Raw genomic sequence first — 15,035 nt, 5'->3', positions numbered from 1 at the left:
TCTGCGTGTTACCCTCTTGCTACTCATTTTTCCCTTAAAAGGTGAAAATTTCGTACTTTTTTATAAGTTTAAAAACAACTAACTTAAAGATACTGAAAGTTACTCATATTTGAAGTAACGTGAAATTACGTGTCCTTTAAAAATTGAATTTTCTTTAAAGCAAAAAAACTTAGATTAGTAATGTATATTCACTGTAGTAGAGTTCTGATATATCTGAATATTGGATGTTTAGGATAAAAAGCTGTAACTATATATTTTTCAAGTAATTTAAATTGAAATGAAAAAAGCTTCTTGGGTTATACTTAGCCTGCTATCCATTATTATTGGCTTATATCCTATTTTATACTTGATAATTGATCGGGAATTTGGATTATTAGGAACAAAGACGGTAGATCTCTTGAAAAATAATTTATGGAATATTATGTTTTACGTGCATATTTTTCTTGGTGGTCTTGCTTTGTTGATCGGATGGCTACAATTCAGTAAAAAATTGAGAAGTAACAATATCAAATTGCATCGGGGGATAGGGAAAACATATGTTGTTTCTGTCTTGATAAGTGGGATTTGCGGACTTTATATAGCTTTTTTTTCAACAGGGGGAATCACAAGTACAATTGGCTTTAGTTCACTTGCCCTTATTTGGATAATTTCAACTTACCTGGGGTATAAAAGTATAAAAGGCGGTAAAATCAGGCATTTCGAATGTCTTTAAGTTAAACAATAAGTGTTAAAGACGAAAGTCAAATCAATCTAATGATCATTCTAAGATAGTGAAATGCTGGAAAGAAAGTATTCACCGAATCATTCACTGGATAGGGTGATATCAAACCATATCAAATGATATCGTAAAAAAAACACTGAAAATCAATAGATTAACAGTGTTTTTATATCCTTTTAAAGAAGGATCGTCGGGGTGGCAGACTTAATTTAAAACTACCTTACCCCTTATTACCACTGCTATTTCGTAATATTCATGTTTTCATGCACACCTATTTGCACACTAAAACTATATAAAGAACTTTGAAGATATAATTTGGTCTTCTTTGATATCTTAAAGATACAAATTTTATTAAACAAGTTATTAAAACTACTTACAGATTAACAATTCTGTTTACTTGCTCAATTTCAAAATTCTAAATGCTCCTTGGATAACCAATACAAAAACGATTGTTCCAATAATCAAATCAGGTTTTGAAGAGTTCAACCAATTTACCAAAAGTCCCGCGATTATCACTCCCAAGTTGATAATAACATCGTTTGAGGTGAAAATCATACTTGCTTTCATGTGTACCTCTTCTTTGCTCTTTGACTTTTCTAAAATGTAGAGGCAAATTCCATTTGCGATAAGTGCTAAAACCGAAACGATTATCATTGTCGAAAAGTCAGGTAGTTTTTCTGCCCCAAAGAATCTCCTTAACACTTCCACAAAGCCAATAACAGCCAGTGTGATTTGAAAATACCCCGCTATTTTTGCAATCCGTTTTTTTCTTATCAGCGTTCCACCAACAGCAAACAAACTAATTCCATATACAAAACTGTCGGCAAGCATATCCAAACTATCTGAAACAAGTCCCATTGATTTTGAAATAAGCCCTGTTGTCATTTCGATAATGAAAAAGACAAAATTAATTCCGAGTACAGTCCAAAGTAACTTTCTCTGGCTTGTGGTTTCTTTAAAATCGGTTTGTTCAGTTTGTTCTGTTGAAATTTTCTTTCCGCCTAAATTCAGTTCAATAATTGATTTTTCGATTTGGTCAATTTTTCCACTGTGAAAAACGGTCAATTTTCGTTTTGGAATGTCAAAATCAAGATTTTTAATTTCTGAAATCCCATCTAATTTCATTCTGATTAGATTTTCCTCCGAAGGACAATCCATTTTTGTTATTTCAAAAATTGTCTTATTCATTTTAGTCGTCATCTTCATTTCCAAACGGTTTTATGATAACTCCAACACTAAATATAAATCCATCAGTTGGTGCATATATCTCGGGGAATGCTGGATTATCGTGTGGTGGTGAAACCAAAGGTGAAAATTTGCTTTGTCTTCTGTTCGTAAAATTTTCAAAATTTACAAATGTTGTTCCCCATTTGAAGTTACACATTGCCACAAAGCCCATAGTCACAAAATCTGTTGTTTCTGTTCCGTTGGATAAAAATTGTTTTCCTGTGTAAAAGGTTTCGTAGCCTATGCGCCATTTTTCAGATTCGTACATCAATACACTACCTGCATTATGTTTTGCTGTAAGTGGTTTTTGTGGATTGCCAGCCAAATAGTTCAACTTCGTGTTAATCAGTGCATAATTTAAGAACCATCTAAAATCTTTGTAAGTAAATTTAATGTTGGTTTCAGCTCCTTTGCTCAAAATTTCATCGGCTGCATTTTCAAATTCAAAAAATCCATTATCGGTTGAATTCAGTAGAAGTCCGTTGTCAATTGCTGAAACATAGAAAAGTTGATTGATAGAAAAACCTACTGCATTAAACAATCTCGTTTGATAGTTCACATCAAAATTAACACCATAGGAACGTTCGGCTTTAAGTGAAGATTTATCTATGGCAAGTACATTCTCAAAGTTGATGTTTTCTGCCTCTTCGGTAAAAACATCTGGAATTTTATAACCTAATCCACCACCAATTCTACTCGAAAACCCATTGTTGTCCTTGTAGAGCAATGATATTCTCGGAAGTGGAAAGAATCCAAAATCGGTATTGTAATCTGCCCTTAATCCTGTTTCCAGAATCCAATTATCTGAAAAATCATGAATATTGTTTATAAACGCACCATACGTAAGGTCTTTTTGGTCACGTTGTAAAGGAGCATTATCGTTTTCATCAAAATTGGATGAATATAAATTTGCTCCAATTATCCAATCTGTTTTTTTGGATGTTCTATGGTAGTTGATTTCCGTAAAAGTATTGGTTTGTTTTCCGTCAAAATTAAAATCGGGAATTGATAGTTTTCTGTCGAAAAAAGAGACACTATTTTTGATGTTTAAAGAACTATTAGAACTTAATTGGGTTTCATAAAGCACTTGACTGCTCAATCTTTTCGATAGGTTTTCTTCGGTATATTGGTGAATTCCATTTTCGCCTCTTTCAATTTTTGTGACGTCTCCACCAATTCGGTCATCATAAGTTCCGTTGACACCTATCCAAAACGTTGTTTTTTCTGAAGGATAATAAAAGAATTTTGGGTTGAAAGACAATGAAGTTGTTTTTGGCATATTGCTGAAACCGTCATCTTCTGGGTCATACGCCTTTTGGTAATGACCAGAACCGTATAACGAAACCCCAAACTTTTCGTTCCGCTTGCTATAAAAAATATTTGCCGTACTACCCAACGCTTGTGTTTGGGTTAGCATAATATCCAAAGACGGTTCTTCTTCAGGTGTTTTAGATACCATATTTATCAAACCTGCAATCGCTCCACCACCATAAAGGGTTGATGAGCTTCCTTTTATTATCTCAAATTGTTGTAGGTCTAAAGGTGGAATTTGCAAAATACTTAAACCGCTCGAAAAACCACCGTACAAAGGAAATCCGTCTCTTAAAAGTTGGGTATACCGACCGTCAAGTCCTTGAATTCTAATATTGGTATTCCCACTACTTAATGAGGTCTGTTGCATTTGTATTCCCGTGCTTTCACGAAGTACCATTGAAATGTTTGTAGGATTCATAACCGCTTTTTCTCCTAATTCCTCTGCGCCGATAAATTCTATTCTCGTAGGGATTTTTTTTACGGTTCTTGTACTTCTTGTGGATTGAACAACAACTTCATCAAGTTCATTTCCTCCAGATTCGAGTTTAAAAGAGAATTCCTTTTTTGCACCAACTTCAATAGTGGTTTCGATGGTTTCAAAACCTATATAAGAAATTTTAATTATATGGTTGCCGTACGGGATTGCTGTAAACGTTGCAATTCCATCAAGATTGGTTACTGCTCCTTTCTCTAATTGTTCAATATAGACGGTTGCCCCCAATACAGGCTCGTTTGATTCCGCATCGCTCACAGTGATGGAAATATCGCTTGTTTGCGCGATTGATATAATTGATACTATTAAAAAAAATGTAGTTAAATACGCTTTTTTCATCTGCTTATTCTGGTTTATAAGAACATGCAAATGTATTCGGCTTTTAGTGCAACTCGATTGCAACGATTATTTGTTGCAGTTGTCGCACAAGCCCTTTACGACCATATTTGCCTGTTGTAACTTGAAGTTTTCGGGAAGTTGAATATTGGGAATAGGAACATCAAAAAGACAAAATGTTTTATTGCAATTCATACAATAAAAATGATAGTGCAAATCCTTTGGGTCGCAATTGCAGCCTTCGGCACAGACCGCATATTTGGTCATTCCAGAACCGTCTTCGATACTATGGATGACTTTGTTTTCCTCAAATGTTTTCAAGGTTCTAAAAATAGAACTTCTGTCTGTGTATGTTAATGCGTTTTCAATATCCTTTAAGGATTGGGCTTTTTCTTGGCTTAAAAGATGGCGCAAAACCACAGTTCTAACTGCGGTATTTTTTACTTTTTTTATTTTTAGGATTTCTTCTTCGGTATGCATTTTCTAAATATATATCTTCAAGCGTTGAAAAACATCTATTTTTTGTTTTTTTTAACAACAACTTTTATTTTCTTGAATAGGTGGACAAGATATACTTTTATGTTTGATTTTCAATAGATTATATATAAATACAGCTTATCTTGGATAAGTCAACGTTTTAAAAAGATGAAGATTTAGGCGGTGGGTTTTTGAGCGCAAAGGCAATCTTCGGCTTTTTAAAATGATAGGCAAAGCGCCGATTGAGCGTCCCGCAATGGTTATTCCGTGATTTTTGCTGTAAAAAAATGCCTGTTTTCGGGGCTTCCCAGAGGTTTTGCTGTAAATTTCCGTGAAAAAGGATTTTTGAAATTTAAGTAAATACTTGTATATGAATGAATTAAAATAATGTAACACCGCTCTGCGTGTTACCCTCTTGCTACTCATTTTTATCCGCTCCTCTACTTAAAATGGTAGCTTTTTTAACGTGAATGAACCTTGAAAATTTTCATTAAAACGTCCTCTTATAAAAACCATATACTTATTATATCTTGAAGGTTTTCCTTTTGTTTGGTAAAGGAGTACTAAGAAAAGTGCAGATTGAAAATGGATGTTCTTTTCAATTCCATTTACTTCCCATAGCGCCATCCGTTACCTTTTGATGGTCTTTTTGCACGGGGTTTGAAATTGGGAAAGGCTTATAAAAGGGAAAGTGCAGCCGACCGGTTATGCAGCCGTCCAATTTTAAATCCCGTAATTTTTCCATCAAAAAGTAATGGTAGGCGGGAAGTTGGAGGGCTAACATTGAAATACAGCACGAAAATTATTTCCCAAATTCTCAAATGATTACGAACTCAAGCGGACGTAAGCCAAAAAATATTTTAAAGCAGCTTTAGATTAGTCTTAACCGAAAATGTTCTTTCTCAGAAATATAACCATAAAAGCACCGTTCATTTTTTGGCTTGTGTCCAAGATTTGTTTTGGACGAACCGCTTTCCCGGAATGAAGTTTTTACGCAATGTAGGGAAATGGGATAAGGACATTTCCGTATTCATACTACTTAGAAAACAATTTTTCTTCAATTAATTTTCTTTTTACTCGGAGAAGGGTTCAACTTTTCCTGAAGCATTGCAATGTCGGAGGAAATCTTAGTATCAATCACTCTGGCATAGATTTGTGTAGTGGTAAGTTTGGTATGCCCCAATAATTTCGATACCGTTTCAATGGGTACTCCATTTGAAAGCATTACCGTTGTGGCAAAAGTATGTCGAGCAACGTGAAAGGTAACATTTTTATGGATTCCACATAATGTTGTGATCTCCTTCAAATATTTATTGGTATTCTGGTTGGAACTGATAGGTAAAAGACCATCTTCAAAATCTTCTTTGTGGAAAACTTTATATTTTTCTATAATATCCATTGCTTTAGGGAGCAAGGGTATTTTCACTCGTTCATCGGTTTTTTCCCTTTTAGTATATATCCAATAATTATTATCGATCCCTTTTACGATATTATCTACCGTAAGTTCCCTCACATCCACATAGGACAAGCCCGTATAACAGGAAAACACGAAGCAATCCTTTATTCTTTGTAAGCGTTCACTTTTAAATTCTGTCTCTTCTAAGAGTTCGAGTTCCCTTTCACTTAAATAAGCCCTGTCATATTTATGGTACTTCAATTGAAACTGATTGAATGGATTATTCTGCATCCATTCTAATTTCACAGCTAAGTTTATCAATTTTTTGAAGCGTTCCAAATGCTTCATTACACCATTATTGGTTAACATTAGCTTTTTTCTTGAATCCTTGTAATTTCGTAGAAAATGCTCAAAATCTGTCACAAACTCGTAGTTGAGCTGTTTTAGGTAAATATCTTTTACCCTTTTTTTCTTTAGCAGGAATTTGTAGAGATATTTTTCAGTAGTGTAATAGTTTTTCATCGTTCCCATTTTAAGAACGTGAACCATATTGTTGTTATGGTAATCGAGTAATTTACTTAAGCTTTTGCTGTTATCGTCTTCTCCTAAATAGCGGGACTTAATAGCATCCGAAGATAATATTTTATCTTCTGCCAAAAACTCCTTATGGCATTCCAGTAACCTCTGGTAGACTTTATCCAAGTAGGTATTTAGCATTCTTGCCTTTTGTGAATTTCCCCTAGCACGGCTTTTGTTGTTATCCCAATCTTTGTAGAGAATGGTTCTTTTTAAACTGATTTCCGCTCGTTTTCTGTTTACCGTAATACGAACGTAGATAGAAAGGTGCTTGGGGTTGCTCCGTGATTTTCTTGTGAAGAAAATTACAGTGAAAGTGCTTTTTGTTTTCATTTTGAATAACTTTAAATTAAACAATAGTTTGTTAAATCGAAAGTCAAATCATACCCGAAAGTCCTCTAAAGGTAATACAATTAGAATTAATCATTGCACACCGAATTGCACACCTTTTATATGGTTTTAAATGAAATCAAACAAATGAATAAAAAACAAAAAACACTGAAAATCATACGATTAACAGTGTTTTGTTTAGACCTATTACTAGGTTCGTCGGGGTGGCAGGATTCGAACCTGCGACCTCCGCGTCCCAAACGCGGCGCGATAACCGGGCTACGCTACACCCCGAAATATATCCATTAAAAAAGAAAAGCGGAGAGACAGGGATTCGAACCCTGGCAACACTTACGCGTTGACAGATTAGCAATCTGCTCCATTACCACTCTGGCACCTCTCCTTTATTCTTTATATCATTATGAACGTACAACTTTGAAATTGCGGTTGCAAATGTAGTAGTTCAATCAGAACAAAGCAACTATTTTCATGAATATTTTTATCACTTTTAAATAGCTTCCTAACAACCAATGAAATACTATTCTGGATATTCTATTCTTAGGTGATAAATATTGGTTAATTTACGTTTTAACACCTTTTTTATTTGCTCAATTTCTTTAAAAGTAATGTTCGCATTTAAGAATTGTCCCTCATCTATTTGTTTACTAACAATCTTCTCGACAAAAGAATTGATCATAGTAGAGGTTGGGTTTTTCAAGCTTTTAGATGCCGCCTCTACGGAATCCGCCATCATTAGAATAGCAGTTTCTTTTGAAAAAGGAATGGGTCCTGGATATTGATAATCCGCCTTATCAATATTTTCATCTAAATTCGATGCTTCTCTATAAAAATAGTACACCAATGAAGTACCATGATGTGTCCTAATAAAATCAATTACTCTATCTGGAATATTGTTCTTTTTTGCCATTTCAATACCCTCTATAACATGAGCAATTATTATTCTCGCACTTTCTTCAGCTGATAGTTCGTTATGAGGATTTACACTCGTAGTTTGATTTTCAGTAAAGTAAGCAGGATTGTTCATCTTTCCGATATCATGATACAGAGCACCCACACGAACCAACATAGAATTCGCCCCGATTTCGTTTGCAGCAGCTTCGGCTAAGTTTGCAACTTGGAGTGAGTGGTGAAAGGTTCCAGGAGCTTTATCCGATAATTCTTTTAACAATTTGGCATTAGTATCAGAAAGCTCTAAAAGCGACACATCAGATACCAAAGAGAAAAGCTTTTCATAAATATAAATCAGTGGGAAGGCCGCCAAGGTTGCCAAACCATTCAAGATGAATAAACCAAAATTAACCCAATCCATATTATTGAAATTCCCCTCATGAATCACGTAAAACGCAAAATAAGCAATGATATAGACCAAGGTGATCTGCCCTACCGAAATAAACAGATTAGCGCGCTTATGAAGCTCAGAAATTGTTTGAATAGTGACTATACCAGCTATGGTTTGCAAAAACACATATTCAAAACTATTAGGCACAATAAAACCTAAAATCAAAACTGTCAACACGTGGGTAAAAAGTCCGAGCCTTGGATCGAAAAACGCCTTAAGAATCAGTGGCATTATACACATTGGCACCACATAGACATAATGAGAATTAAATTTGACAACCGTTGTAGTCAAGAAAATCATCACCAGAACATTGAAGAAGATAAAGGTTACTTTATTATTATTAATAAAGACATCTGGCCTATATTTTTTTAAAAATAACAGTAACATTAAAAGAGTAAGCCCTACTAAAATAATGTACCCCAACAGAATCCAATTATAGTTGTTTTCGTTCCACAATTTAGATTGATATTCTCTCTGTAAAGAATACAACATAGTATACTTCTCCCCTTCAACAACTTCTCCTTTAGCAATAATACGTTTGCCTTTATCAACACCTCCGCGTGTGGTAGTTACTTTAGCCAACTCTCGTTCTAAAGTCATTTTGGTTAAAGCCTCATCAAAAAAGACATTGGGTTGAATTATGTCAAAGTATAAACTCTTCAGTCGCTCACCGTGGGCTTGAAGCTTTCTTTCTGTTAAAAAGCCTGTAATCACCCTATCAAGTTGATTGATCTTCACCAAACTTCCATAGAGAATCGTTTGTTCTTGATTACCTCTAACCACATTTACAAGTACATCACCTTTGTATTGTTCCGTATTCTGAACAACACCTTTTTCATAAATGCGGTTTAACAACTCTTGTCCATTCGAACGCAAATATTTCCGATCAGATTCACTGTAATCTTCGGCAGTAAAATAGCTGTTAAATCGCTCCTTATAACCTTCATATACCAAATCCCGAATTCCGACATCGAACTTAAAATAATCTAGATGATTGGACTCTATTTCATCTTTATTCTGCTTTATTTCCTCATCGGTTTTGTGGATTGCAAAATCAAATGGAGCATAGAGAGTCTCGTATTGCCACAACTTCCCTTTATGGAAATCATACTTAAACTTCCCCCCTTTAGGGAATAAATACACCACTAAGGCAGTGGTTAAAATAAAGAGAAAACCTTTGTAAACAAGGGACTGATTTTTATAAAGATTATCCAAGAATTTCTTCATTCGTATTGGTATTATTATTCAAATGTAACAAAAAATAGACTCCTCATTAGCATTTAATTAAAATCAACTTCCTATGATTATCTTTTTAAATTATTTAAATTCGCAACAACAAAATAGTGTATCATGAATAAAGTAGTCATAGTTTCTGCAGCCAGAACTCCCATTGGAAGTTTTCTGGGACAACTCTCAACCATTACAGCTCCAAAACTAGGCGCCCTTGCAATAAAGGGTGCATTGGAAAAAATAGCACTTGATCCTAGCTTAGTTCAAGAAGTTTTAATGGGGAATGTTGTTCAAGCTGGAGAAGGACAAGCACCCGCTCGACAGGCAGCCTTGCACGCAGGAATCCCCAACAGGGTTCCATGCACGACAGTGAATAAGGTTTGCGCAAGTGGGATGAAAGCCGTGATGCAAGCTGCTCAAGCCATTGCCTTAGGAGATGCTTCCATAGTTGTAGCTGGAGGAATGGAAAACATGAGTATGATTCCACACTATGTACATATGAGAACTGGCACTAAATTTGGACCATCACAACTCATTGATGGACTTCAAAAAGATGGACTCGTTGATGCATATGATCAAAACGCCATGGGTGTATGTGCAGACGATTGTGCTGAAGAATATAACTTTTCAAGAGAAGACCAAGATGCTTATGCCATACAATCTTACAAGCGTACGGCAGCTGCTTGGCAAGAAGGTAAATTCGATCAAGAAGTCATTCCCGTAGAAGTCCCACAGCGAAGAGGACAGCCACTAATCGTCTCACAAGACGAAGAATTTAAAAATGTAAAATTAGATAAAATCCCATCTCTAAGAGCCGCTTTCACAAAAGAAGGAACAGTGACCGCTGCCAACGCCTCCACGATCAACGACGGTGCTGCAGCAGTAGTTTTAATGAGTGAGGAAAAAGCAAAAGAACTTGGTATTACACCCCTAGCTACTGTACTTAGTTATGCCGATGCGGCTGGAGAACCAAAATGGTTTACTACAGCACCAGCAAAGGCACTACCAAAAGCACTGAGCAAGACAAATTTAAAAATTGAAGATATTGATTTCTTTGAATTCAATGAAGCATTCTCTGTTGTCGCTCTTGCAAACATGAAAATATTAGAAATTCCAGACACCAAAGTAAATGTCAATGGTGGCGCTGTTTCCTTGGGCCACCCTCTTGGTTGTTCTGGTGTAAGAATCCTAATAACACTAATGAGCGTGCTAGACCAAAACAATGCAAAATACGGAGCAGCTGCCATTTGCAATGGAGGTGGTGGTGCCTCTGCAATGGTCTTAGAAAGAAATTAATTACCCCCTACAAACAGCTATTAAATGCAATATGGAATTTGTCATTTGAGTATCATTCCTTTACGCAATGAACCACAACATGCCTCAGAACTTTGCTCTCAGGCACTATATGGAGAACATTTTAAAGTATTAGAAAAAAGAAAGCATTGGAGTAAAATACGATTGGCACACGATAATTTCGAAGGCTGGCTTGACAACACCCAATATACCATTATTGACGAATCCACTTATCAAAGCCTCCAAAAACTAAAGCCAATACTATCTGGGGATTTAGTAGAATTTATCTATGATAATAACAACAACTTATTACCCATCACCATAGGAAGTAACATTAGTGCAGCGCACTATCTTTCTGGTAAATTTGACGGAGAAACCCTTCAAGGGAAACAACCAAAGGAGCGAATTGTATCAACAGCTCTTAATTACATCAATAGTCCATTTCTTTGGGGAGGAAAAACACCTTTTGGAATTGATAGTTCAGGACTTACTCAAATGGTTTACAAACTCAATGGCTATCCACTACTTAGAACCGCCACGCAACAGTCCACTCAAGGAGAAGCTTTAAGTTTTATAGAAGAAAGTGAAGCTGGAGATCTTGCCTTCTTTGATGACGATGAAGGGAACATTATTCATGTAGGTATTATGATGCCTGATAATTATATCATCCACTCTTATGGCAAGGTGAGAATTGACCGAATCGACCATACTGGGATTTATAATACGGACACTAAGAGCCATTCACACAAACTGCGAGTGATTAAAAAAATAATTTAGCAAAAGAAGGTTGATATCTTTGAATTTTAATTCCATTTAGTCATGATTACTTTAGATGAGTATTTTGTAAATTACTCCCTAAAATAATCACCATGTCATTTTACATCAACCGCAGACACTTTATTAAGTCTACTCTAGCCACTACGCTTTACGCATCTTACGGGGCCTATGGACAACATTTAATGCACCCATCAAAAAAATTAAAAGTCGGACTTATCGGTACAGGATGGTATGGAAAAAGCGATCTTTTTAGACTTATGCAGGTAACCGAAATTGAAGTTGCAGCTCTGTGTGATGTCGATAAAAATCACCTTTCCAATGCCGCATCCCTGGTGATGCAAAGGAACAAACAGCCTAAATCACCTGCCTTATTTACAGATTTTAGAAAAATGCTCTCCAGCGTTGAGCTAGATATTGTTCTTATCGGCACACCTGATCATTGGCATGCTTTAAACACTATTGCCTCACTGAGTGCAGGCTGTCATGTTTATGTTCAAAAACCTACAAGTGTTGATGTCATGGAAGGAGAAGCCATGGTAAAGGCTGCAAGAAAATACAACAAGGTAGTCCAGGTGGGAACCCAACGCAGAAGTACACCACATTTGGTCGATGCCAAGACAAACATTATTGATAAAGGATTGTTAGGAAAAATTGGTCATGTCGAAATGTGCTGTTACTATCATATGAGAGCTAATGGTGAGCGGATTATTAAGGACATTCCAGAATATTTTGATTATGAGATGTGGGCAGGTCCAGCGCCAAAACTCCCTTTTAAAGGACTACCTCATAGAGGTTGGTGGAGAACCAGAACGGAATACAGCAATGGTATTGTGGGCGATATGTGCGTGCATATGCTAGATGCGGTACGATGGATGTTAGATCTTAAATGGCCAAAACGCATACAATCCCAAGGAGGTATCTACGTACAAAAAGGAGGTTATTCCAATATTCCTGACACTCAAACGGCTATTTTCGAATACGAAGATTTCAACTGTGTTTGGAATCATCGGACTTGGGGAACCCCAGCTGATCCAGATTATCCATGGGCCTTTTTTATTTATGGGGAGAAGGGTGTATTAAAAGCAAGTGTCATGAAATACGAATTTATTTCAACCGACGGTAAGACACGCATCTCAAAAAATGTGACCTATGAAAAAGAGCAGTATCCAGAAGATCTTAAAGAGAAAGACATCGAACTTCATACCGCGCCTGCAACTCGATATCACATGATGGACTTTCTCAAAGCTATTGACAAAAAAAGCAAACCCATTGCCGATGTAGAACAAGGACATATATCTACAGCAAGTTGCATTATGGCTAACCTAGCAATGGAACTTGACAGACCACTTATGTATGACCCTGAAAAGCGCCAATTTATAAACGACCAAAGGGCTGATAAAATGTTAACCAGATCCTACCGTGATCCTTGGCAACATCCAGACCCATTAGACTATATATAAATAAAGTCCCCGAAAAGTAAACTCCAGAGACTACTCAATCAATTAGACACCTTTAAAGTGATGGAACTTATTATCTACAAAGATCCCTTTGTAGGATATAATTCAAACTTAAACTCTGTAAATCAAAATTTAATTACTTTAGTGACTGGCAACTCACTACTTATTAATTTTCTGGTATTGAAATCCTAAATTTGTCAATTTCTGATCTCTGATGTTGTTGCCTGTAAAGCTCTTTAGCTTTTTCAATAATATCTGGATGTTTACTAGATAAATCAACCGATTCATAAGGGTCGTTTTTCAGATTGTACACAGCACATTTGGCTGATATATTAGAATCAAGCAGATTTGTCCAAACCACCTTCCAGTCTCCCATACGAATGGCAATCTTACCTCCTTCTTCATGAAATTCCCAGTACAGGAATTCACGATTAATGTCCTTTGTTTTGCCTAATAAAATATCCATTATAGAAAACCCATCAGTTTCTAGGCGCTTTTTATATCCAGCCAATTCAGTGAAAGTAGGCAGCAAATCCCAATAGGCAGCAGTTACTGAACTTATACTTCCTTTTGGGATAGTTCCAGGCCAGTGGGCAATAAATGGAGTTCGAATCCCACCTTCATACAAATCCCGTTTGACCCCCCTAAGACCTGCTGTACTGTTAAAGAATTTGACATCTTCCTTTGTCCTTCCTCCTTCAATATGTGTTCCATTATCACTGGTAAAAATAACCAAGGTATTTTCCTCAAGACCCTTAGATTTTAGTTTTTCCAACAACTTCCCTACATAAGAATCCAAACTAGTTACCATAGCTGCATAGGCTGCCTTGGGATATTTTTGCTGTCCGTAATGACGTCCAGTTGGCCAAGGATTCTCAGGTTCAAAAATACTTTCTCCATGCTTGTTCAAATAAGGCGCTAAATATTTATCTTCAACCCTTAATTCTGCGTGTGGAACCGTATAGGACATAAAGAGAAAAAACGGTTGATTATCACTTTGCTTATCTATAAAATTAATCCCTTTCTGGGTAAATATTTCATTTGCAAAAGCATCATCTTCTATGGCGTGTTTTTTAACTCCTCCTTTCTCAATGGACCAAAGCGAATCTGGCTTTTGAAAATGTCCATCCACGTGATGAAGATGACCTGTAAACTCATCCCATCCCTTTTTCTCTGGTGATCCTGATGTACCCTGCAGTCCTAACCCCCATTTACCAAACATAGCGGTGTGATATCCTTGAGATTTCAGAATTTGAGCAATAGTAGTGTCAGTAGATTTCAAAGGAAACTCTCCATTACCTCTAATGGTTAAATGCCCTGTATGTTTTCCCGTCATAAGACTTGCCCTAGATGGAGCACAAACCGTGCTGCCAGAATAAAAATCTGTAAAGAGCATCCCTTCTTTTGCCATACGGTCTAGGTTGGGTGTCTTAATATATTCTTGTCCATAACTACCCAAATCCCCAATTCCTAAATCATCTGCTAATACAAATACTATATTTGGTTTTAAGCTTAACTTTTCAGACTCTTTAGAATTGCCATTCTTTTCTTGGCATGAAGTAATAGCGAGAAAGATTAAAAAACTATAGAATATGGTAATACGATGCATAGGATACTACTTTAGATGTCATGTTATATGAAGCATACAACATAAACTTTATTGAACAGTTAAAAGTATTAAATACTTCTACTAAACAAAATTAATCTCCTCTCAAAATTTACTTTTAATAACCATCTATAATAATTAAACAAACTATTTGAAACCATTAAAAAACTTTATAAAAGGTATCTTCACTTCGTTTACAGAAATTAGACACTTAGACTTCATTAATTATTGTAGTTTTAATTATTTTTAAAGTGATTAAACACAAAGATAATTCGATCATAGGATTGCCGAAAAATCCAAAATTCGCACAGCCATAATTTTAATCATTCTTGAAATGAGATTCTGCTGAACCAATTTAAAAAACCTCAAAAATTATGTATTGCAGTACAAAAATAATTTTAGAGATAATTAAATTGCTCCCCGCCGTTACCCTATTGCCTTTAAG

General features: G+C 35.8%; 10 protein-coding genes and 2 tRNA genes. 4 read left to right on the top strand and 8 right to left on the bottom strand.

The features are described from left to right. The first annotated feature begins 277 nt into the window (after nt 1–277). The gene (locus I215_RS13320; RefSeq protein WP_008992505.1) at nt 278–712 is read left to right on the top strand and encodes a DUF2306 domain-containing protein; all 435 of its coding nucleotides are present in this window, start codon (nt 278–280) and stop codon (nt 710–712) included. Nucleotides 713–1,111: 399 nt separating this feature from the next. Here the strand turns inward: I215_RS13320 and I215_RS13315 are convergent, their stop codons facing one another. The 7 genes from I215_RS13315 to I215_RS13280 all read right to left on the bottom strand — a co-directional run bounded on the left by I215_RS13315 (nt 1,112) and on the right by I215_RS13280 (nt 9,454). Further along, nucleotides 1,112–1,906 (bottom strand): cation transporter, encoded by a 795-nt coding sequence (locus tag I215_RS13315; protein WP_008992504.1) that lies wholly within the window; start codon nt 1,904–1,906, stop codon nt 1,112–1,114. Nucleotide 1,907: 1 nt separating this feature from the next. Continuing rightward, nucleotides 1,908–4,091: a TonB-dependent receptor gene (locus I215_RS13310; protein ID WP_008992503.1), complete on the bottom strand. Its 2,184-nt coding sequence runs from the start codon at nt 4,089–4,091 to the stop codon at nt 1,908–1,910. Between the two features lie 66 nt (nt 4,092–4,157). After that, a complete protein-coding gene (locus I215_RS13305) occupies nt 4,158–4,568 on the bottom strand; it encodes a Fur family transcriptional regulator (RefSeq protein ID WP_008992502.1) in 411 nt (136 codons plus the stop codon). A gap of 1,054 nt (nt 4,569–5,622) precedes the next feature. Next, on the bottom strand, nt 5,623–6,870 hold the full coding sequence (locus I215_RS13295; protein ID WP_008992500.1) for a site-specific integrase: 1,248 nt from the start codon (nt 6,868–6,870) through the stop codon (nt 5,623–5,625). 216 nt (nt 6,871–7,086) lie between these two features. Next, nucleotides 7,087–7,161, bottom strand: a tRNA-Pro gene (locus I215_RS13290). A 25-nt stretch (nt 7,162–7,186) separates the two neighbouring features. Then, nucleotides 7,187–7,270: transfer RNA gene (locus I215_RS13285), tRNA-Ser, on the bottom strand. A 135-nt stretch (nt 7,271–7,405) separates the two neighbouring features. Beyond that, on the bottom strand, nt 7,406–9,454 hold the full coding sequence (locus I215_RS13280; RefSeq protein ID WP_008992499.1) for an HD family phosphohydrolase: 2,049 nt from the start codon (nt 9,452–9,454) through the stop codon (nt 7,406–7,408). A gap of 123 nt (nt 9,455–9,577) precedes the next feature. On the opposite strand from I215_RS13280, the gene I215_RS13275 reads away from it, so the two are divergent. The 3 genes from I215_RS13275 (at nt 9,578) to I215_RS13265 (ending at nt 12,987) form a co-directional block, all read left to right on the top strand. After that, complete coding sequence (locus tag I215_RS13275) at nt 9,578–10,753, top strand: acetyl-CoA C-acyltransferase (protein ID WP_008992498.1); 1,176 nt, start codon at nt 9,578–9,580, stop codon at nt 10,751–10,753. 24 nt (nt 10,754–10,777) lie between these two features. After that, the gene (locus I215_RS13270) at nt 10,778–11,527 is read left to right on the top strand and encodes a C40 family peptidase (RefSeq protein ID WP_008992497.1); all 750 of its coding nucleotides are present in this window, start codon (nt 10,778–10,780) and stop codon (nt 11,525–11,527) included. A gap of 92 nt (nt 11,528–11,619) precedes the next feature. Further along, on the top strand, nt 11,620–12,987 hold the full coding sequence (locus I215_RS13265) for a Gfo/Idh/MocA family protein (protein WP_008992496.1): 1,368 nt from the start codon (nt 11,620–11,622) through the stop codon (nt 12,985–12,987). A 163-nt stretch (nt 12,988–13,150) separates the two neighbouring features. Here the strand turns inward: I215_RS13265 and I215_RS13260 are convergent, their stop codons facing one another. Next, on the bottom strand, nt 13,151–14,593 hold the full coding sequence (locus I215_RS13260; protein ID WP_008992495.1) for an arylsulfatase: 1,443 nt from the start codon (nt 14,591–14,593) through the stop codon (nt 13,151–13,153). Nucleotides 14,594–15,035: the final 442 nt, after the last annotated feature.

Origin of the sequence: Galbibacter marinus (assembly GCF_000300875.1) — a bacterium.
GTDB classification, from domain to species: Bacteria; Bacteroidota; Bacteroidia; order Flavobacteriales; family Flavobacteriaceae; genus Galbibacter; species Galbibacter marinus.
The sequence above is the reverse complement of the archived record's forward strand: the minus strand, read 5'-3'. Positions and strand labels throughout refer to the sequence as shown.